This is a genomic window from Pseudomonas protegens (assembly GCF_003363755.1).
GTDB lineage: Bacteria > Pseudomonadota > Gammaproteobacteria > Pseudomonadales > Pseudomonadaceae > Aquipseudomonas > Aquipseudomonas danubii.
On record NZ_CP031396.1, the window covers coordinates 3,248,941 to 3,271,663 of the forward strand.

Annotated in this window: 26 protein-coding genes; 11 read left to right on the top strand and 15 right to left on the bottom strand. The window is 61.6% G+C overall.

Going from position 1 to position 22,723, the window contains the following annotated elements:
* The first annotated feature begins 12 nt into the window (after positions 1-12).
* Positions 13-678, top strand: coding sequence for an FKBP-type peptidyl-prolyl cis-trans isomerase (locus tag DWF74_RS14630; protein WP_115581188.1), 666 nt, complete (start codon positions 13-15; stop codon positions 676-678).
* 61 nt (positions 679-739) lie between these two features.
* Here the strand turns inward: DWF74_RS14630 and rsd are convergent, their stop codons facing one another.
* From rsd to DWF74_RS14665, 7 genes are all read right to left on the bottom strand, one after another.
* Positions 740-1,198 carry a sigma D regulator gene (gene rsd, locus DWF74_RS14635; protein ID WP_102862217.1) on the bottom strand — a complete coding sequence of 153 codons (459 nt, stop codon included), beginning with the start codon at positions 1,196-1,198 and terminating at the stop codon, positions 740-742.
* A gap of 208 nt (positions 1,199-1,406) precedes the next feature.
* Positions 1,407-1,928, bottom strand: coding sequence for a disulfide bond formation protein B (locus tag DWF74_RS14640; protein ID WP_102862218.1), 522 nt, complete (start codon positions 1,926-1,928; stop codon positions 1,407-1,409).
* Positions 1,929-2,094: 166 nt separating this feature from the next.
* Positions 2,095-3,333, bottom strand: coding sequence for a heme biosynthesis protein HemY (locus tag DWF74_RS14645; protein ID WP_115581189.1), 1,239 nt, complete (start codon positions 3,331-3,333; stop codon positions 2,095-2,097).
* Complete coding sequence (locus DWF74_RS14650) at positions 3,330-4,469, bottom strand: uroporphyrinogen-III C-methyltransferase (RefSeq protein ID WP_115581190.1); 1,140 nt, start codon at positions 4,467-4,469, stop codon at positions 3,330-3,332. Before DWF74_RS14650 ends, DWF74_RS14645 begins: the two co-directional genes overlap by 4 nt.
* 17 nt (positions 4,470-4,486) lie before the next feature.
* Positions 4,487-5,254 (bottom strand): uroporphyrinogen-III synthase, encoded by a 768-nt coding sequence (locus tag DWF74_RS14655; RefSeq protein ID WP_102862221.1) that lies wholly within the window; start codon positions 5,252-5,254, stop codon positions 4,487-4,489.
* The gene (hemC, locus tag DWF74_RS14660) at positions 5,251-6,192 is read right to left on the bottom strand and encodes a hydroxymethylbilane synthase (protein ID WP_115581191.1); all 942 of its coding nucleotides are present in this window, start codon (positions 6,190-6,192) and stop codon (positions 5,251-5,253) included. Before hemC ends, DWF74_RS14655 begins: the two co-directional genes overlap by 4 nt.
* A 126-nt stretch (positions 6,193-6,318) precedes the next feature.
* On the bottom strand, positions 6,319-7,065 hold the full coding sequence (locus DWF74_RS14665; protein WP_115581192.1) for a LytR/AlgR family response regulator transcription factor: 747 nt from the start codon (positions 7,063-7,065) through the stop codon (positions 6,319-6,321).
* A gap of 622 nt (positions 7,066-7,687) precedes the next feature.
* On the opposite strand from DWF74_RS14665, the gene argH reads away from it, so the two are divergent.
* Positions 7,688-9,082 carry an argininosuccinate lyase gene (gene argH / locus DWF74_RS14670; protein ID WP_115581193.1) on the top strand — a complete coding sequence of 465 codons (1,395 nt, stop codon included), beginning with the start codon at positions 7,688-7,690 and terminating at the stop codon, positions 9,080-9,082.
* Positions 9,083-9,142: 60 nt separating this feature from the next.
* Here argH and DWF74_RS14675 read toward each other — a convergent pair whose 3' ends face one another.
* Entirely contained in the window at positions 9,143-9,790 is a 648-nt protein-coding gene (locus DWF74_RS14675; protein WP_102862225.1) for a glutathione S-transferase, read from the bottom strand.
* A gap of 125 nt (positions 9,791-9,915) precedes the next feature.
* Between DWF74_RS14675 and DWF74_RS14680 the strand changes: the two genes are divergently transcribed.
* The 3 genes from DWF74_RS14680 (at position 9,916) to DWF74_RS14690 (ending at position 13,653) form a co-directional block, all read left to right on the top strand.
* A complete protein-coding gene (locus DWF74_RS14680) occupies positions 9,916-10,200 on the top strand; it encodes a hypothetical protein (protein ID WP_102862226.1) in 285 nt (94 codons plus the stop codon).
* Positions 10,201-10,393: 193 nt separating this feature from the next.
* A complete protein-coding gene (locus DWF74_RS14685; RefSeq protein WP_025130885.1) occupies positions 10,394-10,639 on the top strand; it encodes a TIGR02647 family protein in 246 nt (81 codons plus the stop codon).
* A 167-nt stretch (positions 10,640-10,806) separates the two neighbouring features.
* Positions 10,807-13,653, top strand: a complete 2,847-nt coding sequence (locus DWF74_RS14690; RefSeq protein WP_115581194.1) for a class I adenylate cyclase — start codon at positions 10,807-10,809, stop codon at positions 13,651-13,653.
* Between the two features lie 7 nt (positions 13,654-13,660).
* Here the strand turns inward: DWF74_RS14690 and rnk are convergent, their stop codons facing one another.
* The 3 genes from rnk to cyaY form a co-directional block, all read right to left on the bottom strand.
* Positions 13,661-14,074 (bottom strand): nucleoside diphosphate kinase regulator, encoded by a 414-nt coding sequence (rnk, locus tag DWF74_RS14695; RefSeq protein WP_011064182.1) that lies wholly within the window; start codon positions 14,072-14,074, stop codon positions 13,661-13,663.
* A gap of 142 nt (positions 14,075-14,216) precedes the next feature.
* Entirely contained in the window at positions 14,217-14,450 is a 234-nt protein-coding gene (locus DWF74_RS14700; protein ID WP_102862228.1) for a DUF1289 domain-containing protein, read from the bottom strand.
* A gap of 4 nt (positions 14,451-14,454) precedes the next feature.
* Complete coding sequence (gene cyaY / locus DWF74_RS14705) at positions 14,455-14,787, bottom strand: iron donor protein CyaY (RefSeq protein WP_102862229.1); 333 nt, start codon at positions 14,785-14,787, stop codon at positions 14,455-14,457.
* A gap of 239 nt (positions 14,788-15,026) precedes the next feature.
* Here cyaY and lptM point away from each other — a divergent pair, with 239 nt between their 5' ends.
* Genes lptM through DWF74_RS14735 form a run of 6 tightly spaced genes read left to right on the top strand, consistent with a single transcriptional unit; the run spans position 15,027 to position 19,619 of the window.
* On the top strand, positions 15,027-15,185 hold the full coding sequence (gene lptM, locus DWF74_RS14710; protein WP_082729310.1) for an LPS translocon maturation chaperone LptM: 159 nt from the start codon (positions 15,027-15,029) through the stop codon (positions 15,183-15,185).
* A 9-nt stretch (positions 15,186-15,194) separates the two neighbouring features.
* Positions 15,195-16,442 carry a diaminopimelate decarboxylase gene (gene lysA, locus DWF74_RS14715; RefSeq protein ID WP_115581195.1) on the top strand — a complete coding sequence of 416 codons (1,248 nt, stop codon included), beginning with the start codon at positions 15,195-15,197 and terminating at the stop codon, positions 16,440-16,442.
* Between the two features lie 4 nt (positions 16,443-16,446).
* Entirely contained in the window at positions 16,447-17,277 is an 831-nt protein-coding gene (gene dapF, locus DWF74_RS14720) for a diaminopimelate epimerase (RefSeq protein WP_115581196.1), read from the top strand.
* A 13-nt stretch (positions 17,278-17,290) separates the two neighbouring features.
* On the top strand, positions 17,291-18,016 hold the full coding sequence (locus tag DWF74_RS14725; protein WP_102881265.1) for a DUF484 family protein: 726 nt from the start codon (positions 17,291-17,293) through the stop codon (positions 18,014-18,016).
* Between the two features lie 2 nt (positions 18,017-18,018).
* Positions 18,019-18,915 (top strand): tyrosine recombinase XerC, encoded by an 897-nt coding sequence (xerC, locus tag DWF74_RS14730; RefSeq protein ID WP_110594241.1) that lies wholly within the window; start codon positions 18,019-18,021, stop codon positions 18,913-18,915.
* Positions 18,915-19,619 (top strand): HAD family hydrolase, encoded by a 705-nt coding sequence (locus tag DWF74_RS14735; protein WP_102881267.1) that lies wholly within the window; start codon positions 18,915-18,917, stop codon positions 19,617-19,619. Before xerC ends, DWF74_RS14735 begins: the two co-directional genes overlap by 1 nt.
* Before the next feature lie 124 nt (positions 19,620-19,743).
* On the opposite strand, the gene sutA is transcribed toward DWF74_RS14735, so the two are convergent.
* From sutA to glnK, 4 genes are all read right to left on the bottom strand, one after another.
* Positions 19,744-20,067 carry a transcriptional regulator SutA gene (sutA, locus tag DWF74_RS14740; protein WP_007926654.1) on the bottom strand — a complete coding sequence of 108 codons (324 nt, stop codon included), beginning with the start codon at positions 20,065-20,067 and terminating at the stop codon, positions 19,744-19,746.
* A gap of 102 nt (positions 20,068-20,169) precedes the next feature.
* Positions 20,170-20,595, bottom strand: a complete 426-nt coding sequence (locus DWF74_RS14745) for a secondary thiamine-phosphate synthase enzyme YjbQ (RefSeq protein WP_102862235.1) — start codon at positions 20,593-20,595, stop codon at positions 20,170-20,172.
* Positions 20,596-20,804: 209 nt separating this feature from the next.
* Positions 20,805-22,142, bottom strand: a complete 1,338-nt coding sequence (locus DWF74_RS14750; RefSeq protein WP_115581197.1) for an ammonium transporter — start codon at positions 22,140-22,142, stop codon at positions 20,805-20,807.
* A gap of 33 nt (positions 22,143-22,175) precedes the next feature.
* Positions 22,176-22,514, bottom strand: a complete 339-nt coding sequence (glnK, locus tag DWF74_RS14755; protein ID WP_002555808.1) for a P-II family nitrogen regulator — start codon at positions 22,512-22,514, stop codon at positions 22,176-22,178.
* Between the last annotated feature and the right edge of the window lie 209 nt (positions 22,515-22,723).

A 22,723-nucleotide genomic window follows, 5' to 3' on the forward strand; every position in this document is an offset into this window, starting at 1 on the left:
CGGAGAGTGCCCATGTCGCGTTACCTGTTTTTATCCCTGAGCCTGTTCTTGCCACTGGCTCAGGCTGCTGCCGAAGCGCCGCCCAATGACGCTCACGACCTTGCCTACAGCCTGGGCGCAAGCCTCGGTGAACGACTGCGTGACGAAGTGCCCGATCTGCAGATCCAGGCATTGGTCGAGGGTTTGAAAGCCGCTTATCAAGGCAAGCCACTGACCCTAAAAACCGAACGCATCGAACAGATCCTGGCTCAGCACGATGCACGGATCAGCGAGCAGTCGAGCCAGTCGAAAACTGAAGCGGCCCTGGAAAACGAACGACGTTTTCTCGACCAGGAAAAGGCCAAGCCCGGCGTGCGCCAACTGGCCGATGGCATTCTCCTGACCGAGCTGGCACCTGGCAGTGGCAACAAGGCCCGCCCCAACGGTTCAGTCCAGGTGCGCTACACCGGACGCCTGCCCGATGGCACCGTGTTCGACCAGACCCAGCAACCGCAGTGGTTTCGCCTGGACAGTGTGATCGAAGGCTGGCGCAGCGCCTTGTCGCAGATGCCCACCGGCGCCAAATGGCGACTGGTGATTCCTTCGAATCAGGCCTACGGCACCGAAGGCGCAGGCGACCTGATCGCGCCTTACACCCCCCTGGTATTCGAGATCGAACTGCTGGGCGTTGCTGACTAAGGCTCAGGAACGAAAAACGGCACGCCAAGGCGTGCCGTTCCTGTATTGCTCCGCCCTGTTTTCAGGCCTGAGCCACCGCGTCCTGCTTGTGGGCGTTATGCAGCACTTCGATCAGGCAATCTTCCAGTTCGAAGCGTTCGTGCAACAGGCCGCCCAGCTCCTTGAACTTCTGCGCCACACACTGACCCGCATCACACAGGTCGTTGAACGCCAGGAGCTTTTCAGTGATCACATCGATACGCGGATAGAGGGTATCGGCCAGCTCAAGCCCGCGCTTGTCGCCAAAGGCCTTGGCCTCGCTGGTGAGCTGCTCGTAGATTTCAAAATGACCGGCGGAAACGTAGTCCACCAGAATCCCGCAGAATTCCTGCAGCGATTTCTTGCTCTCGCTCAGGGCTTCGGGCTCGGCACCCAACGCATCATAGGCTCGAACCAGTTCGTGACGCTCCTGCAACCAACGGTCGATCAGCAGATGCACTCCACCCCAGCGTTCCTGAGCATTCTGACAACTTTCGAGCATGGTGATCTCTCTTCCCTTATGGGTCATGCCGCTTGCCCGCCGCCCCCCTTCTGGAGACTCTGGATCCGGTCAGGCGCAACAGCATCGAGCAACATAATTCCAGTGACGCGTGCGGGCCAGATTATGCCCGCTCGACAACAGCATCAAGGTACGCAGGAGATAAAGTTCATACAAGCGTTTAATCCGCGCCCTCCCACCAAACCATGACTCAGGGCAACGCTGCAGCCTTGCGACTGGCTCGAGACAGGCGCAGCAGACGGTAGCCGCTGAAGATCAGCATGATCACGAAAAACAGCAGGCTCCACTCGGGCAGACTCATGTCGAGCAGGGTCCAGGTGACCTCCGCGCAGTCCGATGTCCCCACGAAGGTCAATTGCAGTGCCTGCCACCAGGACAGGTTGCGCAGCATGAACGGCATGTCCGGCAGGCAGGCCAGGAGTTGCTCGGAAGGAATGTTCTGCAACAACACATGACGCCCGGCAGTGATCACTCCGAACAGGCCCAGTATCAGGTTGAGCGCCCAGTAGACAGCTCGTCCCATGCGCCCCGGCCCCTGCACCACAGCCAGTAGATTGACGCCAGCGAACATCATCAGCAGCAAGCGTTGCACGCCCCACAAGGTGCAGGATTCCAGGCCACCACCGGATTGCAGGTTGAACGCCGCCCACGAGGCAAAAGCCCCCACCAGGAACACCAGGGAGAACAGCAAGCGAGAGCCGGCCAGCGACATGAGATATCCGTAACGGAGAGAAACAGGCAGCCAAGGTAGAGAAAGCGCTCGCTCCTTTCAAGAAGCGCTATGCCGCAGCGGATCGACAATCAACCGTGAATGAGCCATCAACCCCAAATAAAAACAGGCCGGTTGCCTGCAACCGGCAACCGGCCCTGAAGACGCTTCAGATCCGTACCGGAACCGGCAACGGTGACGCCAGCAGGCGCTCGTCGAGCATTCCCAGGCCTTCCTGGAACAGCTGGTTGCTGCGCTCGGTATCGCCCAACTGAGCCAGCAAACGAGCCAGCTCGGCACAGGCTTCAGGATTGCGCTGCAGTCGCAGGCTGCTTTCCAGGTAGTCCCGGGCCTTGCCCCACAGACTGTTCTGCAGACACAGACGGCCCAGGGTCAGTAGCAAACTCGGGTCGTCCGCATGCTCCTTCAACCAATGCTCGGCAGTCTGCAACTGGCGCGATGGATCGCTGCCGCGCACCAATCCGTAGAGCCGTACCAGGTGGCTTTCATATTTGCGCTTGAGGGCTGTGCGCAGGGCCTCTTCAGCCTCGGCTCCTGCCCCCAACTGACGCAGTTGTTCGGCGTAGGCCAGCACCAGCTGTGGCTCCTGGCGTTGGGCCGAAGTCAGTTGCTGCCAGGCTCGATTGAGAGACTGCAGGCCTGCCACCTGATCCTCTTCGCGCCGTGCCGCCAAGGTCAGGTTCTCACCCCAGGCGCGACGCTCCAGCTCCTGCAGCTCGCCGGCCGGCAGGGCCTTGTCCTTGCGCAACTCGGGCAGCAAACGGATCAGCGCCGACCAGTCACCACGCTGTTGATGCAGGCGCTGCAACTGGCGCAGGACCTGAACGCTATGGGGATGGCGCTCATGCATCGCTTGCAGGGTGCTCAGGGCACCTTCGGTATCACCGCGGTCGGTCTGCAACTGGGCATGACTCAAGGCGACCGCCAGCTCGGCCTGGGGCTGGCGAGTCAGTGCCCGCTCCAGCAACTGGTCGCACTCCTCATAGTGGCCTTGCTCGTTGGCGGCGCGGGCCGCACCGAGGTAATACAACAGTGGTTGACGTTCGGCCTCTGCAGCACGGTGCAGGTGTTTTTGCGCGCTGGCCCAACGACCTTCGGCAAGGTCCATCTGGCCCTGCTCGATGGCGATTTGTACCCGGCGACTCCGATTGCGCCGCGACCAGGGATTGACCACACCACCAGAGACCATCACCAATTCGATCAGCAGCTTGATACCCCAGATCACCAACCAGATCAGCGCCACCAGGGCCAGGGTTGCCCACAGGCTCGATTCGTAGCGGAAGTTGCTGTAGGCGATCAGCACGTACCCGGGATGCTCGGCAATGGCCAACCCCAACAGGCCGATGGCTGCGATGAGCAGTAGAACGATCACATAGACGCGCTTCATGGGCTCGTCTCCTGGGCGGTGCTCGCCGCAGGTTTGGCCAGAGGCTTGACTGAATCTTCAGCGTTCAGATTGCGCCGCTCGAGATAGGCCTGGACCGTGCTCAGGGTCTTGGCCAGATCCGGGGTGACAACGGTCACGGGCTGCTTGCTCAGTTCGGACAAGCGCTCAAGCATGATCTTGCTTTGCGGATTGTCCTGATTGAAGTTGCTGGTCAGTACATCACGTGCCTCGGTCAGTGCCTGGGTATAGACCGCCGCCTGACCATTCAAGGCGGCCCACTGTGCCTGCTCCAACGTCAGGCTCAGGGCCAGGCGCACCTGAGTCAGCCCCTGGCCGGCCAGCAACGGACGGATGTTCTTGTCGGCATTGAAATCGATGCGGAAATAGCGGGAGATCTGATCCCACCACTGCGCCCAGCGGCTCGCGCCGTCACCGTCGGCGGTCAGCCCCAGCAGTGACTCGCCGCGGTCCTTGTACTCCGGAGCCACGGCGCTGAGCTCAAGGACCTGATCACGCAGGGCTCCCAGTTGCAGGAACAGGCCGGTGCGATCTGGTTGCTCGGTACTGCGCAAGGCCGCCAGGCTCTTGGCCAACTGCTCGCGTGCAGCGAAAGAGCCCGGGTCGTTCTGCTCCCGCAGGATATCGTCTGCGCCCTGGACCAGTGCCTGAGCACTGCTGATGTCTTGCAGTGCAGACAGACGCAGACTGGCCAGACGCAGCAGATGCTCGGCCTCGGCCAGGCGCCAGTCCTTGCGGCTGGCGCCGAGCACGGTTTCCAAGCGCTGACTCAAGCGCTGCTGATCACCTTGCAACTGGGCCACCAGCCGCCGCCGGTCCTCCAGCTCATCGGCTGCCGGCAGTTGTTCCAGGCGTGCACTCAGGCGCTGTTCACTGAGTTTGAAACTCTGCGCCTGATCCCCCAGGGCCTGCAGCTGGCTCAGTTGCTGCTGGTTGTTGGCTTGCAGGCTGCGCACCTGCCAGATCCCCCAACCGCCAGCGGCGACACCCGCCGCCCCCAGCAGCAGGGCCAGTATCGCCAACCCGTTGCCACGACGCTCAACGGTTGGGGTCGTGGGCTCGGCAGGTGCTTCAGGCACCGGCCGCACTTCATCTTTAGGCAAGGCTGTTTCGCTCACGTATCCATCCTTTGCGTTTAGAGAACGGGCACGGGTTGCTCCCGTAACGCCGTTAGCAAAGCCGCGGCACTGGCGCCGCGACAATCCACAACTTTTTCCGCCCCGGCGGCACGTGCCATTTCGGCGACCCGGGGACTTGGAACAAACAACGGCATCTTCGCCAACTGCGACCAGGCTGGGCCGGCCAACTGCTGCAAGTGGCTGAAACCCTGTCCACTGCTGACCACCAGGCCGTTCAAGCGTTCCCCCTCAATCCGCTCAAGCAGCGCATCCTTGGCGTAATGCGGCAGGCACCGGCGGTAGAGTTCCAGATAATCGACACTAGCACCTAGGTCACGCAAGCGCTCAGAGAGCAGCTCGCGACCGCCCTCTCCGCGGACGATCAGCACCCGTGGCTCAGGTCGCCGGATAGCCTCGCGCAATTGGGGAAGCTCAAGCAAGGCTTCGCTGTCATCACCTGTTTGAGGGTAGAAAACTTGCAAACCGGCATCCGCAAGGATCTGCCCGGTACCGGCACCGACACTGAACCAGCTTTGAGCGGGAGGCTGAGGCCAATAGGCTCGCAGCAAGCCAAGGCCAAGGTGCGCGGCAGGCTTGCTGACCACGATCAGCGCACAGTAACGATCCAGTTCCAGCAGGATCGCCCGCTGCGAATCGCTGACAGGCAAGGCTTGAATCTCCAGTAGCGGCAGGCTGCTGCTGAAGACACCGACCTCGGCCAGGGTCGCTGCCAATGCAGCACTATCCTCGCTCGGCCGGGTCAGCAGCAGGCGCCACCCGATCACTCTTCGCCCACCTCGCCGTAGACCGCGCGCAGGATGTCATCGGCGCCCTGGGCCAGCAGGTCGTCTGCCACCTTCACCCCCAGCTCAGTGGCCGACGCTCGCGGGCCACGCGCTTGCGCGCTCAACAACAGGCCACCGCTAGGCTCGCCGACCAGGCCTCGCAGCCAGATCTGATCGCCTTCGAGCACCGCGTAGCAGGCAATCGGAACCTGGCAGCCACCGTTCAAATGCTTGTTCAGCGCTCGCTCGGCAGTCACCCGGCTGGCTGTGTCGGCATGATGCAGAGGCGCCAGCAACGCGTGAATTTCAGTATCGGCACTACGGCACTCGATGCCGACTGCGCCTTGGCCACCGGCGGGCAGACTCTCATCGACACTGATGGACGAACTGATGCGGTCTTCGAAGCCCAGACGGATCAGGCCGGCGGCGGCCAGGATAATGGCGTCGTACTCACCGGCATCCAACTTGGCCAGCCGAGTATTGACGTTGCCCCGCAGAAAACGAATCTGCAGGTCAGGGCGACGGGTCAGCAGTTGGGCCTGGCGGCGCAGGCTGGAGGTACCCACCACGCTGCCTTCCGGCAATTGCTCAAGGCTGGCGTAGGTATTGGAAACAAAGGCGTCACGTGGATCTTCACGCTCGCAGATGCAGAACAACCCCAGGCCTTCGGGAAAGTCCATGGGCACATCTTTCATCGAATGCACAGCGATGTCGGCCTGGTTTTCCAGCAGTGCGGTTTCCAGCTCTTTGACGAACAGGCCCTTGCCGCCGATTTTCGACAGGGGCGAGTCCAGCAGTTTGTCACCGCGACTGACCATGGGCACCAGGGTCACGACGAGGCCCGGATGGGCCTCTTGCAGACGGGCTTTGACGTATTCGGCCTGCCACAAGGCCAGTGCACTTTTGCGGGTAGCGATGCGGATTTCGCGAGAGGACATGGATCAATCCGTACTGAATAGATACGGCAGATAATAACAGCTCAGCCAAAGCAGCTTTGACTTGTATCAGAAACGCAGCGCCCTCCCGACGCCAGGCTTGCCTTTTTGTGGGCCTTGAGTCGCGTTCTAGAGCTGCTGCATCATCTTGCGTACACCCGCCACATGACGTCGGCTAACGATCAGGGCATCACCATTGAGCCCCTTGAGGTACAGTTGGAAATGTCCCAGGGGCGTACGCTGCAGTCGTTCGATCCGCTCTCGCGCCACCAGCGCATTGCGATGAATACGCACAAAGCGCTCACCAAATTCGTCTTCCAATGCCTTCAATGGCTCATCCAGAAGCACCTCGCCGCTTTCGTGGCGCAAGGTCACATACTTGTGGTCAGCAATGAAATACACCACCTGAGCCAGAGGAATCAGCTCGATACCCTTACGGGTGCGGGCGCTGATGTGACTACGCGGGCCATTGCCGCTTTCCGCCGCCGGCCGGGTCAGGGCCGCCAACTGCACACGATTGGGCTTCTCGGCCTTTTTCAGCGCCTCCAGCAGCAGTTCTGGGCGCACGGGCTTGACCAGGTGCCCGACCCCACTGGCATCGAAGGCCTCTAAGGCGAATTCGTCCGAGGCCGCGCAAAACACCAGCGCCGGAGGCGTCTCGCGTTCGCACAATTTTCCGGCGACCTGCAGACCGTCCAGACCCGGCATGCGGACATCGAGCAAGACGATATCCGGCTTCAGGCTGTCGATCAGGCTCAGTGCCTCTTCGCCATTGGTGGCGCTGGGCTCCAGGACACTGTATCCCTCAAGCTCACTGACCATCCGGCTCAGGCGCTCGCGGGCTAGGGGTTCGTCATCAACGATCAGGACATTCATATTGCGCTGGATTCCTGCGTGAGTCTCGCACAAGGATAGCGTAGACAGGTGGAGTGACGTCCGTCACGGCGATCCACGATAAGACTAGTGCGAAGGCCAAAAAGTGCCGCAAGTCGGGCACCAATATTTACCCGGACCTGCCCGATACCGCCCAAGGTCGGTGGATGCGCGACGGCGTTGCAGGGAATGCTGGTATTCAACACAAAGCCCCCCTCGTTACTGTGGTCGGTGTCCACCCTGGCCGCACCTGCCTCGTTTCGTGGGCGGGTTGCATGGACCTGCGCGGAGTGAACTCGATGGACAGACTCACTGCGAACACGCGAGGGGTGTTACGCAATTGTGCCGGTCCTCCTGTCCAACTGTAGACGGTTGCCAAGACGATATTGCTCAATCGATAAATATCGTTTGATCGATATCACCTTGCGCACTCAAGCCCCCCTGTCCTGATCCACTCCGGATTGTGCCGACCTCAGTCTCTGCGCCCTCGGGACCGGCGACAAGCCACGCAGACAGGCCCGGAGAAAAAAGCTGCCGACCAGTGCCAGCGACAGCCCAGGCAACCCTGTTATTATCGGCGCCTGTTTTTTACGCCATCTTCCTTCAGCAGATCACGAGCGAATTCATGAGCACTGACAAGACCAATCAGTCCTGGGGCGGCCGCTTCAGTGAACCCGTCGACGCCTTCGTCGCCCGCTTCACCGCCTCTGTCACTTTCGACCAGCGCCTGTATCGCCACGACATCATGGGCTCCATCGCTCATGCCACCATGCTGGCCAAGGTTGGCGTGCTCACTGACGCCGAGCGTGACAGCATCATCGACGGCCTGAAGACCATCCAGGGCGAGATCGAGGCCGGCAGCTTCGACTGGCGCGTGGACCTTGAAGACGTGCACATGAACATCGAAGCGCGCCTGACCGACCGCATCGGCATCACCGGCAAGAAGCTGCACACCGGACGCAGCCGCAATGATCAGGTGGCCACCGACATCCGCCTGTGGCTGCGGGACGAAATCGACCTGATCCTGGCCGAGATCACCCGCCTGCAAAAAGGCCTGCTGGAGCTGGCCGAGCGCGAAGCCGAAAGCATCATGCCGGGCTTCACTCACCTGCAGACCGCCCAGCCCGTGACCTTCGGGCACCACATGCTGGCCTGGTTCGAAATGCTCAGCCGCGACTACGAGCGCCTGGTGGACTGCCGCAAGCGCACCAACCGCATGCCTCTGGGCAGCGCTGCGCTGGCCGGCACCACCTACCCCATCGACCGCGAGCTGACCTGCCAGCTGCTGGGCTTCGAAGCCGTGGGTGGCAACTCCCTGGACAGCGTCTCCGACCGTGACTTCGCCATCGAATTCTGCGCCGCCGCCAGCGTGGCAGTGATGCACCTGTCGCGCTTCTCCGAAGAGCTGGTGCTGTGGACCAGCGCGCAGTTCCAGTTCATCGATCTGCCGGACCGCTTCTGCACCGGCAGCTCGATCATGCCGCAAAAGAAAAACCCCGACGTACCAGAGCTGGTGCGGGGCAAGAGCGGCCGAGTGTTTGGCGCACTGATGGGCCTGCTGACCCTGATGAAGGGCCAGCCCCTGGCGTACAACAAGGACAATCAGGAAGACAAGGAACCGCTGTTCGACGCCGCCGACACTCTGCGCGACTCACTGCGGGCCTTCGCCGACATGATCCCGGCCATCAAGCCCAAGCACGCCATCATGCGTGAAGCGGCCCTGCGTGGCTTCTCCACCGCTACCGACCTGGCGGACTACCTGGTGCGCCGTGGCCTGCCGTTCCGTGACTGCCACGAAATCGTCGGCCACGCCGTGAAGTACGGTGTGGAGACCGGCAAGGACCTGGCAGAAATGAGCCTGGAAGAACTGCGCAAATTCAGCGACCAGATCGAGCAGGACGTGTTTGCCGTGCTGACCCTGGAAGGTTCGGTGAATGCCCGTAATCACATCGGCGGCACCGCTCCAGCCCAGGTCCGGGCTGCCGTGGCTCGCGGCCAGGCGTTGCTGGCCAGCCGCTAAGCCCCTGCCCTTAGGGGCCGGCAACCCTTCTGCCGGTCCCTACAAGCGGGCTACCCGACGCTAGCGCCCCGATCGCCTGGCGGTAATGAGCGCAGCCTTGTCAGCGGCAATCCGCCTGGCGTTGGGCGTCTGCTCCAGGCGCTCCAACAGGGCCCTGGCCTCTGGCATATCGGCCAGAAAATCGATCCCGAACAGCTTGTCCCCAACGACCAGGGCCAGGTTCACGCTGTACTGGAAATACAGGTCCGCCACGCTCAGGCTGGTACCCGCCACATAAGGCGCGAACCGAGCATGCCGGCGCAATGCGGCAAACCCCTGCAGCAATTCAACTCCAGCCTTTTCCTTGATGGCCTCGGGCAGCGTTGCACCGAAGAACACTTCGGGGAAACAGGCTCGGGCCGGCAGCTCGATATAGAGTTCGATCTCCTTGGCCAGTGCCAGCACCTGTGCCCTCTCGAAGGCATCTCCCGGTAGCAACGCCGGCTCGGGATGGACCTGCTCCAGGTAATCGAGAATCACGCTGGTTTCACTGATAAAGCCCTGCTCCACTTCCAGCACCGGAACCTTGCCCCGAGGACTGATGGCCAGCGCCTCGGGGCTCTGGCCGGCGTAGAACAACACCTCCTCGAAGGGCAGGCCCTTTTCCAGCAGGGCCAGTTTGACCATGTTGTAGTAGTTGCTGATGGCGAACCCATAAAGCTTGAACATCCCATAGCCTCCAGGCCGTGCAGGGGGTCGGCAGGACTTTTTATAGAAGGTTAATCCACTTCTGACCAGCAGCATCCAGCCTCTGAATACGAGTAAACTGGCGACCTTTCCTTGAGGAGCCTGCCATGAGCGAGCCAACCGATATCGACAACGACGAAGAAGAGTTCGCCGAAAACACCCTGATCGAAGCGATCGAGAACCAGATCGAAAGCGACAATCCGCCAGCAGCCAAGGCCACCTTCAATAAGCTGACTCTGGTGGGTTACGAGCGGGAAGAAATCCTCAACCTGATGGCCCACGTCCTGGCTGTCGAGATCGATGCGATCCTCGAGGAAGACCGCGCCTTCGATACCCAATGGTACGAAGCCGCGCTGCGCGCCCTGCCGGAACTGCCTCCAGAGAAGCAGTAAGCCGCTACCACCGGAGCGCTGCCCGCAGCAACGCTCCGGCACGCCACTCCCGACCTGACTACACTGCAGGCACCCTGCGGCCAAAGACCGCTGCCCCCAGGTACAAAAGTCCTCAGCGAATGCTGGACACGCCGCCGTTCTGCGGTCACCTTAAGAACGCTGACCTCTCATTCCTAGAAAGTCTGGAGTCCTTATGTCGTATACCCCTGAGTTGGTTGCCGAACTGGAAATCCTTGCACTCTTCAACCTGGACAACTCCCAGGAAGGCCTGAAAATCCATCAGACCGCCGCCCCTTCTGCCATCGCCGCCGCCCAACGCCTGTTTGACAAAGAACTGATTACCCAGCCCGATGGGGGCTACCTGACCAGCCTTGGCCGGGATGCTGCTGAACATGCCCAAGGCCTGCTGACCATCCTGAGCGTCAAAGAAACCGCCTGAACACCGTTCCTCGGCCTGCGGGGTTCCCGTCTGTCGGATTCCGTAGGCACCCTCCCGCCAATACGCTAGAAATCTGGCGTCAAAAAACAAAATCAGCTTAAGGCTCGGTCTTGTCTGACGATAAACTGCTGCCGTCCTCAAACCGCCACGTTCGAGCTCAGCTTGAAATGCCCCATACCCATGAAATCCGTCCCGATCTGGATGAAGGAATCGATCGCAAGGTTCTCAGTCAACTGCGCGCGCGTTTTCTCACCCTCAATGCCGGACGCATGGCTCGGGCAATGGAAGGGTTGTCGGCACGCCAGCAGCTGGTCCTCAACCTGCTGCCACTGTTCTTTCACGTCAATCACCCCCTGCTGCCTGGCTACGTTTCCGGCGCTACCCCGGCGGGACTGTCCAACTACGAGCCCGACCCGCAAGCCCTGGCTGAAGCCCAGCGCCTGACCCGTTCCTTTTCCTACAAGCCTCGTCATGGCAATCCACCTCGTCCTATCCACGGCCTGTTTCTCATGGGCAGCCTGGGCACCCTGGCCCAGGCGGACCAGAGCGACATGGATGTCTGGGTGTGCCATGCGCCGGACCTGAGCGAAACCGAGCTGGCCGAACTGCAGAAGAAATGCCAGTTGCTGGAAGCCTGGGCCGCGGGCCAGGGCGCCGAGGCGCATTTTTTCCTGATCGACCCCAACCGCTTTGTCCGCGGTGAGCGGGATACACAGCTGAGTTCGGATGATTGCGGCACCACCCAGCACTACCTGCTGCTCGACGAGTTCTACCGCACCGCCATCTGGTTGGCCGGACGCACGCCGTTGTGGTGGCTGGTGCCGGTGTACGAGGAGTCCCGCTACGAGCGCTACCTCCACACCCTGCTCTCCAAGCGCTTCGTACCCGCCGAAGAGAATCTGGACCTGGGCCACATGGCACGCATTCCGCCCGGCGAGTTCATCGGAGCCGGACTCTGGCAGCTGTTCAAGGGCATCGAGTCCCCCTACAAATCAGTACTCAAGCTGCTGCTGATCGAGGTCTACGCCAGTGAGCATCCCAGGGTCCAGTGCCTGAGCCTGCGCTTCAAGCAGGCGGTGTTCGCCAACCGCCTGGACCTGGACGAGCTCGACCCCTATATCGTGGTTTACCGACGCATCGAGGAATACCTCAAGGCCCGTGGCGAGCCCGAGCGTCTGGAACTGGTACGGCGCAGCCTGTACCTCAAGGTCAACCGCAAGCTTTCCAGCGGCAATGGCGCTCGCAGCCCGAGCTGGCAGCGGGCACTGCTTGAGCGCCTGGCCAGCGAATGGGGCTGGGATCAGCGCCAGTTGGCCCTGCTGGACAGTCGCAGCCAATGGAAAGTGCGCCAAGTCAGCAGCGAGCGCCGGGCGCTGGTCAACGAGCTCAACTACAGCTACCGCTTCCTGACCCAGTTCGCCCGCACCGAACAGGCCGCCAGCCTGATCAATAAACGCGACTTGAACGTGCTGGGCCGACGCCTGTACGCGGCATTCGAACGCAAGGCGGGGAAAATCGAGTTCATCAATCCCGGCATCGCCCCGGACCTCGCGGAAGACACCCTGACCCTGGTGCAATCGCCGAACAAGAAAGAACCAGGGCAGACTCATTGGGGCCTGTACAACGGCAATCTGACCGCCCTGGAGTGGGAGCACTTCGCGCCTATCAAGCGCAGCCGTGAATTGCTTGAGCTACTGACCTGGTGCCATCGCAATGGGGTGATCGATAGCAGCACGCGCCTGGCCCTGCACCCTGGCAGCAGCGACCTGAGCGAGTTCGAGCTGTTCAACTTGCTTGGCAGCCTGCAACAGACGGTGGCCCTGCCACTGACCACCGTCGACGAAGAACAGCTGCTGCATGCCAGCGTACCCGGCGAAGTGCTGATCCTGGTAAACGTCGGAGTCGACCCGCTCAAGCATCACCGCGACCTGAACATTCTCATGACCACCGAGCGCACCGACTCCCTGAGCTACGCCGGGGTGCGGGAAAACCTGGTGCTGACCCTGGATCAGGTCACCCTCAATAGCTGGAACGAGGTCATGGTCGGGCGCTATGACGCTGAACATGCCTTGCTCGAATGCCTGCGGGACTACCTCAACAACCTGCCGTCCGACTCACAACCACGGTTGCGGGTCCGCTGCTTCTGCCACAACCGCGCACAGTTCATCGCTCGGCGGGTGGAGGAGCTGTTCGAAACCGCGCACCACCTCCTGCTCAGTCAGCTCAACTACCGCTACCTGATCCAGGTCCAGCAGCACTTTCACGTCCTCGAACTGGTACCCGGCCAGGTTCGGCATCGGGCCATGGCGACACCCGCCGCACTGCTTGAATACCTGAGCCAGGAGCAAGCCCGCTATAGCCCCCTGCACCTCGATCCCATGGCCCTGGAAGATCACGACCTGGCGCTGATCCTGCCCATGGGCCAGCCAGACTGCATTCAGGTGTTCTATCGGATCATCGAGCAGCACGCCGAACTCTATATCCTCGATGAGCACAACGCCCTGTGGCAGCAGACCCTGGCGTACCACGACGAACAAAGCCTGCTGGTGCCCCTGCAGCGCTTCCTGCAGTCGATCCTCTACCGCCGTGAAGCGCTACAGTCGATGGACAGTAGCCAGGGCGAGAAACCTTTGGACACACTCTACTTGCAGATACTGCCCTCAGGCACCGGTCGGGCGCGCCGGGTAGAGCCGCGACCAGCACCTGCGACCCCGGTGAACAAGGCCTTTTATGACGTGCAGGCGATCATCGGCAAGGCTGCACCTGGCCAGGTGCAAGTCTCGCTGTACTGCAATCAACGGGAGTTTTCCGAACTGGAATATGGCAACCAGCTATTCAGCGCGGTGGCCCAGGAAATCGTCGGACAGCGCCGTGAACCGGAACGCTATCGCTGCTACATCACCGACCTGGACCTGTCCGGCCTGCTCGGTGATATGCAAAGTTCGAGCATTGTGTATCTGCGCTACAAGGCCAGCCTGGAGCGCGCACTGAACGACGCGCTCGAGCAGGTCTAGCCGCAAATCAGAGGTGGTAGTCGCCCGCGGCTTCCGGCTGGTATTCCACTTCCAGCAGAGTCAGCTTCAGGGTCTTGCCACCCGGCGCCGGCCAGTCGATGTATTGACCCACCTGCAAGCCCAGCAAGGCACTGCCCACGGGTGCAAGGATCGAAATCTTGCCTTCGTCGGCGTTGGCGTCCTGTGGATAAACCAGGGTCAGGTGATAGTCCTTGCCACTGCTTTCCTCACGGCAATGCACACGCGAGTTCATGGTTACGACACCGGCCGGTACTTCATCGTGACCCACCAGCGTTTCGGCACGATCCAACTCGGTTTGCAGTGCAATGACGCCTGGCAGCGAGTCGTCCAGGCTGTCGATCAGGCGCTCCAGACGTTGCACGTCAAGGCGGGTAAGGATGATGGATGGTGCAGTACTCATGATCCTGGCTGACTCCTATTTTTTCTGCACAAAAAAGCAAAACCCCGCCAAATAAGACGGGGTTCTCACCGGCCTCGATGTAGCGAGGCGAAGTCGGACACTATCACAGCACACTGAATAAACAAACCGTACCAGTACGAACCTAAAGTCCCCCGGCTGTACCGCTCTGTTTGCGCTGCAGCGCTTGTGCGCAGATCACTCGCCGCCGCTCGTCATCGGCCGAACGCCACTCGCGAATATCCTCCACATGGCGGAAACAGCCGCGGCAGACCTTCTCCTCATCGAGACGGCACAGACTGATGCACGGCGAACTGACCGCCGGGCTGACATTACTGTAGAGCGGCTTGGGCGGTCGGGCTGCGGCGGGCTGAGTCACGACCTCAGAGCCCTTCGAAATCGAGCTTGATATCCGCCTGTTCGAGAACGATGCGTTCCAGCATCTCCCCCAGCTGCTCTTCACTCTTGTCGCACATCCAGCGCTCGCTTTCCTCGTCGTAGTCGAAGTGGAAACCACCGGAGCGGGCGGCCAGCCACAGCTGGCGCAAAGGTTCCTGGCGACTGAAGATCACCTGGCTGCCGTTGTCGAACTTGACGGTGAGCACTCCGGCGGAGCTTTCCAGGTCAATGTCCAGGTCGCTCTCATCGAAAATATCCTCCAGCGTCTGCTGGGTGGCGTCCACCAGGTCGTGAAAACGGGCTTCGGTCAAACTCATTGCAGGAACCTCAAAAAGTGTCTACTCACGCTCAAGCGCCGCAAGATACGGACGCTCCCCGGCGAATGCAAAGGATACCGAACAGGTGGATAAATGCGACGCCCATTGTGTCGGAAGCCGACCAAAGCCTCTGAGCAGCCCCTGGCAAAGGCCCGCTGGACGGGAGTTACGCTGCATAGGCAAGCTGCCGGGTGGCCGGTATACTCGGGCGCAATTTACGCATTCTCAAGGATTTCGCCATGAAGCGCCTGATCTCTTCCCTTGCTGCGCTCGTCGCGGTTGCCTGCCTTGTTACCGCCTGCGGCCAGAAAGGCCCGCTGTATCTGCCCGATGACAGCAAATCCCCAGAAGAACAGGCGAAATCGCAGTCGAAGTCGCACAAGCACGACACCTACTAAGGGCTCACCATGGACGCTTTCAACTACCGCGACGGTGAGCTGTTCGCGGAAGGCGTAGCCCTGTCCGCCATTGCCGAGCGTTTCGGCACGCCGACCTACGTCTACTCCCGATCGCACATCGAGGCCCAGTACCTGGCCTATGCCGAGGCGCTTGCCGGCATGCCGCACCTGGTCTGCTTCGCGGTAAAAGCCAACTCCAACCTGGGTGTGCTGAATGTCCTGGCGCGCTTGGGCGCAGGCTTCGACATCGTCTCCCGGGGCGAGCTGGAGCGCGTCCTGGCGGCTGGCGGCCAAGCCGACAAGATTGTCTTTTCCGGTGTCGGCAAGACCCGTGACGACATGCGCCGAGCCCTGGAAGTGGGCGTCCATTGCTTCAACGTCGAGTCCGCAGAAGAGCTTGAGCGCCTGCAGCTGGTGGCCGCCGAACTGGGTGTTCGCGCGCCAATCTCGCTGCGAGTCAATCCCGACGTCGATGCCGGCACTCACCCGTATATCTCCACCGGGCTCAAGGAAAACAAGTTCGGCATCGACATTGCGACTGCCGAGGACGTGTACATCCGCGCCGCGCAGCTGCCGAACCTGGATATCGTCGGGGTCGACTGCCACATCGGCTCGCAACTCACCACCCTGGCCCCTTTCATCGACGCCCTCGACCGCCTGCTGGATCTGGTGGACCGTCTTGGAGAATGCGGCATCTACCTGCGCCACATCGATCTGGGTGGCGGTCTGGGCGTGCGTTATCGCGACGAAGAGCCGCCACTGGCCGCCGACTACATCAAGGCCGTGCGTGAACGCCTGGATGGCCGCGACCTGGCCCTGGTGTTCGAACCGGGCCGCTTCATCGTGGCCAACGCCGGTGTACTGCTGACCCGTGTCGAGTACCTCAAGCACACCGAACACAAGGATTTCGCCATCGTCGACGGCGCCATGAACGACCTGATCCGCCCAGCGCTGTACCAGGCCTGGATGGATGTCAGTGCCGTCCAGCCGCGGGATGCCGAACCCCGCACCTACGACATCGTCGGACCGATCTGCGAAACCGGCGACTTCCTCGCCAAGGAACGCAACCTGGCCCTGGCCGAGGGCGATCTGCTGGCGGTGCATTCTGCTGGTGCCTATGGTTTCGTCATGAGCTCGAACTACAACACCCGCGGCCGTGCCGCTGAAGTACTGGTCGATGGTGACCAGGCTGTTGAAGTGCGTCGCCGCGAGACGGTAGCCGAGTTATTCGCTGGCGAAAGCCTGCTGCCGGAGTAAGACCATGCTGCTGCGTTTTACCAAGATGCATGGCCTGGGCAATGACTTCATGGTTCTCGACCTGGTCAGCCAGCACGCGCATATTCTGCCCAAGCACGCCAAACAATGGGGTGATCGCCATACCGGAATCGGCTTCGATCAACTGCTGATCGTCGAGGCCCCGAGCAACCCGGACGTGGACTTCCGCTACCGGATCTTCAACTCCGACGGCTCCGAAGTGGAACAGTGCGGCAACGGCGCCCGCTGCTTCGCCCGTTTCGTACTGGACAAGCGCCTGACCACCAAGCGTCAGATCCGCGTCGAGACCAAGAGCGGCGTCATCGAACTGGATGTACGCAACGACGGACAGATCAGCGTCAACATGGGGGCTCCGCGCCTGGTGCCGGCGGACATTCCGTTCCAGGCCCCGGCCCAGGCCGACAGCTACACGCTGGACGTCGACGGCCTGCAGGTCGAGCTGGCCGCCGTGTCCATGGGCAACCCTCACGCCGTGTTGCGGGTGGATGACATCAACAGCGCGCCGGTACACGAACTGGGGCCGAAGATCGAGCATCACCCGCGCTTCCCGGCGCGGGTCAATGTCGGTTTTATCCAGGTGCTGGACCGTCAACGCGCGCAATTGCGGGTCTGGGAACGTGGCGCCGGGGAAACCCAGGCCTGCGGTACCGGCGCCTGCGCAGCCGCAGTGGCCGCGATCAGCCAGGGGTGGATGGATTCGCCCCTATTGATCGACCTGCCGGGCGGGCGCCTGTCCATTGAATGGGCAGGCCCTGGCCAACCGGTGATGATGACCGGTCCGGCAGTGCGCGTATACGAAGGACAGGTGCGTCTTTAAGTGAGCGAAATCCATGACTGATCAGCCGCAGGCTCCCGCCGCAAAGCCCGACCCAACGCCTTCTGCCGACCTGGACGCAGCAGCCGTTGCCGCGTACCTGGAGGCCCATCCGGACTTCTTCGTCGAGCACGACGAGTTGCTCCCGGCCTTGCGCATTCCGCACCAGCGCGGCGACACCGTATCGCTGGTGGAGCGGCAGATGAAGATCCTGCGCGAGCGCAACATCGAGATGCGCCATCGCCTGTCGCAATTGATGGACGTGGCCCGGGACAACGACCGGCTGTTCGACAAAACCCGACGCCTGATCCTGGCCCTGATGGACGCCACCAGCCTGGAAGAGGTGGTGATGAGTGTCGAAGACAGCCTGCGCCAGGATTTCCAGGTGCCCTTCGTCAGCCTGATTCTGTTCAGCGACAGCCCCATGCCGGTAGGCCGCTGGGTCTCCGCCGCCGAAGCCCAGGGCGCCATCGGCGGCCTGCTTTCAGAAGGCAAGAGTGTCAGTGGCAGCCTGCGCGAGCACGAACTGGACTTTCTCTTCGGCGAAGAACAGCGCAAGCAGATCGGCTCCACTGCGGTAGTCGCCCTGGCGCACCAGGGCATGCACGGTGTACTGGCCATCGCCAGCCGTGACCCGCAGCACTACAAGAGCTCGGTAGGCACCCTGTTCCTCAATTACATTGCTGAAGTCACCGGCCGCGTGCTGCCGCGCTTCACCCACTCGCTGCGCTCGGTACGCTGACCATGCAGCAGCAACTGGATGCCTACTGCGCACACCTGCGCAGTGAGCGCCAGGTGTCGCCCCATACCCTGCTGGCCTACCGGCGCGATCTCGACAAGGTGTTGGGATTCTGTGAAAAGCAGCAGGTGCGCAGCTGGACCGACCTGGATATCCAGGGCTTGCGCAGCATGATTGCCCGCCTGCACCAGCAAGGTCAGTCATCACGCAGCCTGGCACGCCTTCTGTCCGCCGTGCGCGGGCTCTATCACTACCTGAACCGCGAAGGGCTGTGCGATCACGACCCGGCCAACGGCCTGGCACCGCCAAAGGGCGAACGTCGCCTGCCCAAGACCCTGGATACCGACCGCGCCCTGCAACTGCTCGACGGCGCGGTAGAAGACGACTTCCTGGCCCATCGCGACCAGGCGATCCTGGAACTGTTCTACTCCTGCGGCTTGCGTCTCTCCGAGCTGACCAGCCTGAACCTCGAACAGCTGGATCTGGCCGACGGCCTGGTGCAGGTGCTGGGCAAAGGCAGCAAGACCCGTGTGCTGCCGGTGGGCAAGAAGGCCCGGGAAGCCCTGACGCTGTGGCTGCCGCTGCGAGCCCTGAGCAACCCGCCGGACGGCGCCCTGTTCGTCAGCCAGAAGGGGCGCCGCCTGGGGCCACGAGCCATTCAGTTGCGGGTCAAGGCCGCCGGCGAGCGGGAACTGGGACAGAACCTGCACCCGCACATGCTGCGCCATTCCTTTGCCAGCCATTTGCTGGAGTCCTCCCAGGACCTGCGAGCCGTGCAAGAGTTGCTGGGGCATTCGGACATCAAGACCACACAGATCTATACCCACCTGGACTTCCAGCACCTGGCAGCGGTCTACGACAGCGCCCATCCACGGGCCAAACGCAACAAAGGCGGTGAGTAATGACCATCAAGCTGATCACCTTCGACCTCGACGACACCCTGTGGGATACCGCGCCGGTGATCGTCAGCGCCGAAGCCACCCTGCGCCAGTGGCTGACCGAGCACGCACCGAATCTCGGCGGCGTGCCGGTGGAGCATCTGTGGGCCATTCGCGAACGGGTGCTGCAGGACGAGCCGACGCTCAAGTACCGGATCAGCGCCCTGCGCCGCCGGGTGCTGTTCCATGCCCTGGAAGAGGCCGGGTATGAGCACAGCCAAGCCAGCCAGCTAGCCGACCAGAGCTTCGAAGTGTTCCTGCATGCCAGGCATCAGCTGGACATCTTCCCCGAGGTTCAGCCGACCCTGGAGGCCCTGGCCAATCATTTCGCCCTAGGGGTCGTCACCAACGGCAATGCCGACGTGCGTCGCCTGGGTCTGGCGGACTACTTCAAGTTCGCCCTGTGCGCCGAAGACATCGGGGTCGCCAAGCCGGATGCCCGGCTGTTCCATGAAGCCCTGCAACGCGGTGGCGCAACGGCCGAAACCGCCGTGCATATCGGCGATCACCCGGGCGACGACATTGCCGGCGCCCAGCAGGCGGGCCTGCGGGCCATCTGGTTCAATCCTGCGGGCAAGGCCTGGGAAGCCGAGCGCGCCCCTGATGCCGAGATTCGCAGCCTCAAAGAACTGCCAGCACTGCTGGGTCGCTGGCACAGCGGCAGTTGATGCGGCTCGTTCTGTAGGAGCGAGCTTGCTCGCGATCGCCGCCACGCGGCGCCATTTACCCGGCACGCGCCCATGAAAAAGCCCGCAGCGACGGCGGGCTTTTTCAGCAAGCAAGTAACAAGGCTCAGATAGGCCGGCTGCCGTACTTGTTATCAGGCTTCTTGGGCGGATCGGCGACCACATTGGCCTCGACTTCCTGCACTTTACCGCCACGGGCCAGGAACTCTTCCATGGCACGCGCCAGTGCATCACGCTCCTTGTTCTTGGCTTCGACACTCGGCAGCTCGTCTACCGAGACGGCGGCCTTGGCCTTGCCTTTGGCGGTCGGAGCAGGAACATCACTGCCGTCGTCTTCCGCCACATCGTCGGCGGCCGCTTCAAGACCTTCTTCGGTTTCGTCTTCGTCACCTACTTCGAGGTCGTCGTTTTCCAGATCATCGTCGCTCATGTTCTACCTCATGACTTGCGAAAAGCAGATTAGTTATAGCCCAGCTGCGCCGACTGTCGAAGGCTGCCGGAAAAAAATCAACGTCCACTGATACTCAGCGGCTTATGCCCGATCACCCTGCAGGGTGGCAAGGACTTTGCGAGCACCGCCGTGATCGCGATGCTCGCCCAGATAAACACCTTGCCAGGTGCCTAGCGCCAAGCGCCCCGCCGCTACCGGCAAAGTCAGCTGACAGCCTAGCAAACTGGCTTTGAAGTGCGCCGGAAGGTCGTCCGCGCCCTCGTCGTCATGTTCGTACCCGGCCATGCCTTGAGGCACCAGGGTGTTGAAGAAACGCTCGAAGTCACGCCGTACCGCCGGATCGGCGTTCTCGTTGATGGTCAACGAGGCCGAGGTATGTTGCAGCCATAAATGCAGCAGACCAACCCGACATGCCCTCAACTCAGGCAGGCCGGCGAGCAACTCGTCCGTCACCAGATGAAAGCCCCGGGGCCTGGCCCGCAGGGTAATCAGGGTCTGTTGCCACATACCGATCTCCACGCTTCGGCGCGCATTCTAGCGCGCTCAGGGAAAAAACAAAGCGCCGAATAATCCTGCTTTAGTGTAAGCATTTGTCCTGCTGGAAATCGCCACGGCATACACGCCAATGCTTGTCAGTAAATCCATTCAGCCTTTCTCAATGACAAATGCCAGGCAAAAAAATGCCCGGCCGGAGCCGGGCGTTTTTTCAGGCGCGATTACAGGTTGTAACCCCGCTCGTTGTGTTGTGCCAGATCGAGGCCGACCGCTTCTTCTTCCTCGGTAACCCGAAGCCCGATGATGGCATCCAGGACCTTGAGAATGATGTAGGTCACGATCGCGGTGTAGATCACGGTAAAGCCCACACCTTTGCACTGAATCCAGACTTGCGCGGCGATGTCGGTCACGGTGCCGAAGCCGCCCAGAGATGGAGCGGCGAACACACCGGTGAGGATCGCGCCAAGAATACCGCCGATGCCGTGAACGCCGAAGGCATCCAGGGAGTCGTCATAACCCAGCTTGCGCTTGAGGCTGGTGGCACAGAAGAAGCACACCACGCCAGCGGCCAGGCCGATGATCAGGGCGCCCATCGGGCCAACGGTGCCCGCTGCCGGAGTGATGGCTACCAGGCCGGCGACCACGCCCGAAGCGATACCCAGCGCGCTTGGCTTGCCGTGGGTGATCCACTCGGCAAACATCCAGCCCAGGGCCGCGGCGGCAGTAGCGATCTGCGTCACCAGCATGGCCATGCCGGCAGTACCGTTGGCCGCAGCGGCGGAACCGGCGTTAAAGCCGAACCAACCGACCCACAGCATGGCCGCGCCCATCAGGGTATAGCCCAGGTTGTGGGGAGCCATCGGCGTGGTAGGGAAGCCTTTGCGCTTGCCCAGTACCAGGCACGCCACCAGGCCTGCGATACCGGCATTGATGTGGACCACGGTGCCGCCGGCGAAATCCAGCACGCCCCAGTCCCACATCAGGCCGCCGTTGCCGGACCAGACCATGTGCGCGATCGGTGCATACACCAGGGTGAACCAGACGCCCATGAAGATCAGCATGGCGGAGAACTTCATCCGCTCGGCGAAGGCACCGACAATCAACGCCGGAGTGATGATGGCGAAAGTCATCTGGAAGGTGATGAACACCGCTTCAGGGAACAGCGCCGCTGGGCCGGTTACGCTGGCTGGGGTCACGCCCGCCAGGAAGGCCTTGCCCATGCCACCGAAGAAGGAGTTGAAGTTGACGACGCCCTGTTCCATGCCCGTCGTGTCGAACGCAATGCTGTAGCCATAGATGACCCACAGAATGCTGATCAGGCCGGTAATGGCAAAGCACTGCATCAGCACCGAAAGAATGTTTTTCGACCGCACCATGCCGCCGTAGAACAGCGCCAGGCCAGGAATGGTCATGAACAGCACCAAGGCTGTGGAAGTCAGCATCCAGGCGGTGTCGCCGGAATTGAGGACTGGAGCCGCCACTTCGTCTGCCGCCATGGCCAGGCCAGGCATTACGAGGGACAAAAGGGCTCCTAGCCCTGCGAATTTACGCAGAGTCATATTGTTTTCTCCTGGGGCGTTGGGTTTGGCGGCTTAGATTGCGTCGGTATCGGTTTCGCCGGTACGGATGCGAATAGCCTGTTCCAGATTGACCACGAAGATCTTGCCGTCACCGATCTTGCCGGTGTTGGCGGCCTTGGTTATCGCCTCGATAACCCGGTCAAGATCCTTGTCGTCAATGGCGACATCGATCTTCACCTTGGGCAGGAAATCCACCACATACTCCGCACCGCGATACAGCTCGGTGTGACCCTTCTGCCGGCCGAAGCCTTTGACCTCAGTGACGGTAATGCCCTGCACGCCGATCTCGGACAGCGACTCGCGCACGTCGTCCAACTTGAACGGCTTGATGATGGCAGTGACTAGCTTCATGAAACTTTCTCCCGAATTGGTGGACTTGCCCCAGGAAAACAAACCCGACTCAAGTCTAAGCGCAGTGCCTGGCTTTGTAACGCATCGTCGGCCTTCCTCAGCCAGACCGACGCCAGCTAACCGCTTCTGACGAAACACTCCCCGCTCCGCCTGCCGCACTGCATTCGTCACAGCGACTGCATCAGTGCATGGGTCACCAAGGTCTAAGC

What these genes read in the sequence shown, in the direction of transcription:
- DWF74_RS14745 (WP_102862235.1), bottom strand. Translation starts at nt 20,595, where the DNA reads ATGTGGCAACAGACCCTGATTACCCTGCGGGCCAGGCCCCGGGGCTTT.
- DWF74_RS14630 (WP_115581188.1), top strand. Translation starts at nt 13, where the DNA reads ATGTCGCGTTACCTGTTTTTATCCCTGAGCCTGTTCTTGCCACTGGCT.
- xerC (WP_110594241.1), top strand. Translation starts at nt 18,019, where the DNA reads ATGCAGCAGCAACTGGATGCCTACTGCGCACACCTGCGCAGTGAGCGC.
- argH (WP_115581193.1), top strand. Translation starts at nt 7,688, where the DNA reads ATGAGCACTGACAAGACCAATCAGTCCTGGGGCGGCCGCTTCAGTGAA.
- DWF74_RS14735 (WP_102881267.1), top strand. Translation starts at nt 18,915, where the DNA reads ATGACCATCAAGCTGATCACCTTCGACCTCGACGACACCCTGTGGGAT.
- DWF74_RS14640 (WP_102862218.1), bottom strand. Translation starts at nt 1,928, where the DNA reads ATGTCGCTGGCCGGCTCTCGCTTGCTGTTCTCCCTGGTGTTCCTGGTG.
- DWF74_RS14690 (WP_115581194.1), top strand. Translation starts at nt 10,807, where the DNA reads ATGCCCCATACCCATGAAATCCGTCCCGATCTGGATGAAGGAATCGAT.
- DWF74_RS14750 (WP_115581197.1), bottom strand. Translation starts at nt 22,142, where the DNA reads ATGACTCTGCGTAAATTCGCAGGGCTAGGAGCCCTTTTGTCCCTCGTA.
- hemC (WP_115581191.1), bottom strand. Translation starts at nt 6,192, where the DNA reads ATGTCCTCTCGCGAAATCCGCATCGCTACCCGCAAAAGTGCACTGGCC.
- DWF74_RS14680 (WP_102862226.1), top strand. Translation starts at nt 9,916, where the DNA reads ATGAGCGAGCCAACCGATATCGACAACGACGAAGAAGAGTTCGCCGAA.
- DWF74_RS14725 (WP_102881265.1), top strand. Translation starts at nt 17,291, where the DNA reads ATGACTGATCAGCCGCAGGCTCCCGCCGCAAAGCCCGACCCAACGCCT.
- rsd (WP_102862217.1), bottom strand. Translation starts at nt 1,198, where the DNA reads ATGCTCGAAAGTTGTCAGAATGCTCAGGAACGCTGGGGTGGAGTGCAT.
- lptM (WP_082729310.1), top strand. Translation starts at nt 15,027, where the DNA reads ATGAAGCGCCTGATCTCTTCCCTTGCTGCGCTCGTCGCGGTTGCCTGC.
- dapF (WP_115581196.1), top strand. Translation starts at nt 16,447, where the DNA reads ATGCTGCTGCGTTTTACCAAGATGCATGGCCTGGGCAATGACTTCATG.
- DWF74_RS14665 (WP_115581192.1), bottom strand. Translation starts at nt 7,065, where the DNA reads ATGAATGTCCTGATCGTTGATGACGAACCCCTAGCCCGCGAGCGCCTG.
- cyaY (WP_102862229.1), bottom strand. Translation starts at nt 14,787, where the DNA reads ATGAGTTTGACCGAAGCCCGTTTTCACGACCTGGTGGACGCCACCCAG.
- rnk (WP_011064182.1), bottom strand. Translation starts at nt 14,074, where the DNA reads ATGAGTACTGCACCATCCATCATCCTTACCCGCCTTGACGTGCAACGT.
- DWF74_RS14685 (WP_025130885.1), top strand. Translation starts at nt 10,394, where the DNA reads ATGTCGTATACCCCTGAGTTGGTTGCCGAACTGGAAATCCTTGCACTC.
- glnK (WP_002555808.1), bottom strand. Translation starts at nt 22,514, where the DNA reads ATGAAGCTAGTCACTGCCATCATCAAGCCGTTCAAGTTGGACGACGTG.
- lysA (WP_115581195.1), top strand. Translation starts at nt 15,195, where the DNA reads ATGGACGCTTTCAACTACCGCGACGGTGAGCTGTTCGCGGAAGGCGTA.
- DWF74_RS14675 (WP_102862225.1), bottom strand. Translation starts at nt 9,790, where the DNA reads ATGTTCAAGCTTTATGGGTTCGCCATCAGCAACTACTACAACATGGTC.
- sutA (WP_007926654.1), bottom strand. Translation starts at nt 20,067, where the DNA reads ATGAGCGACGATGATCTGGAAAACGACGACCTCGAAGTAGGTGACGAA.
- DWF74_RS14645 (WP_115581189.1), bottom strand. Translation starts at nt 3,333, where the DNA reads ATGAAGCGCGTCTATGTGATCGTTCTACTGCTCATCGCAGCCATCGGC.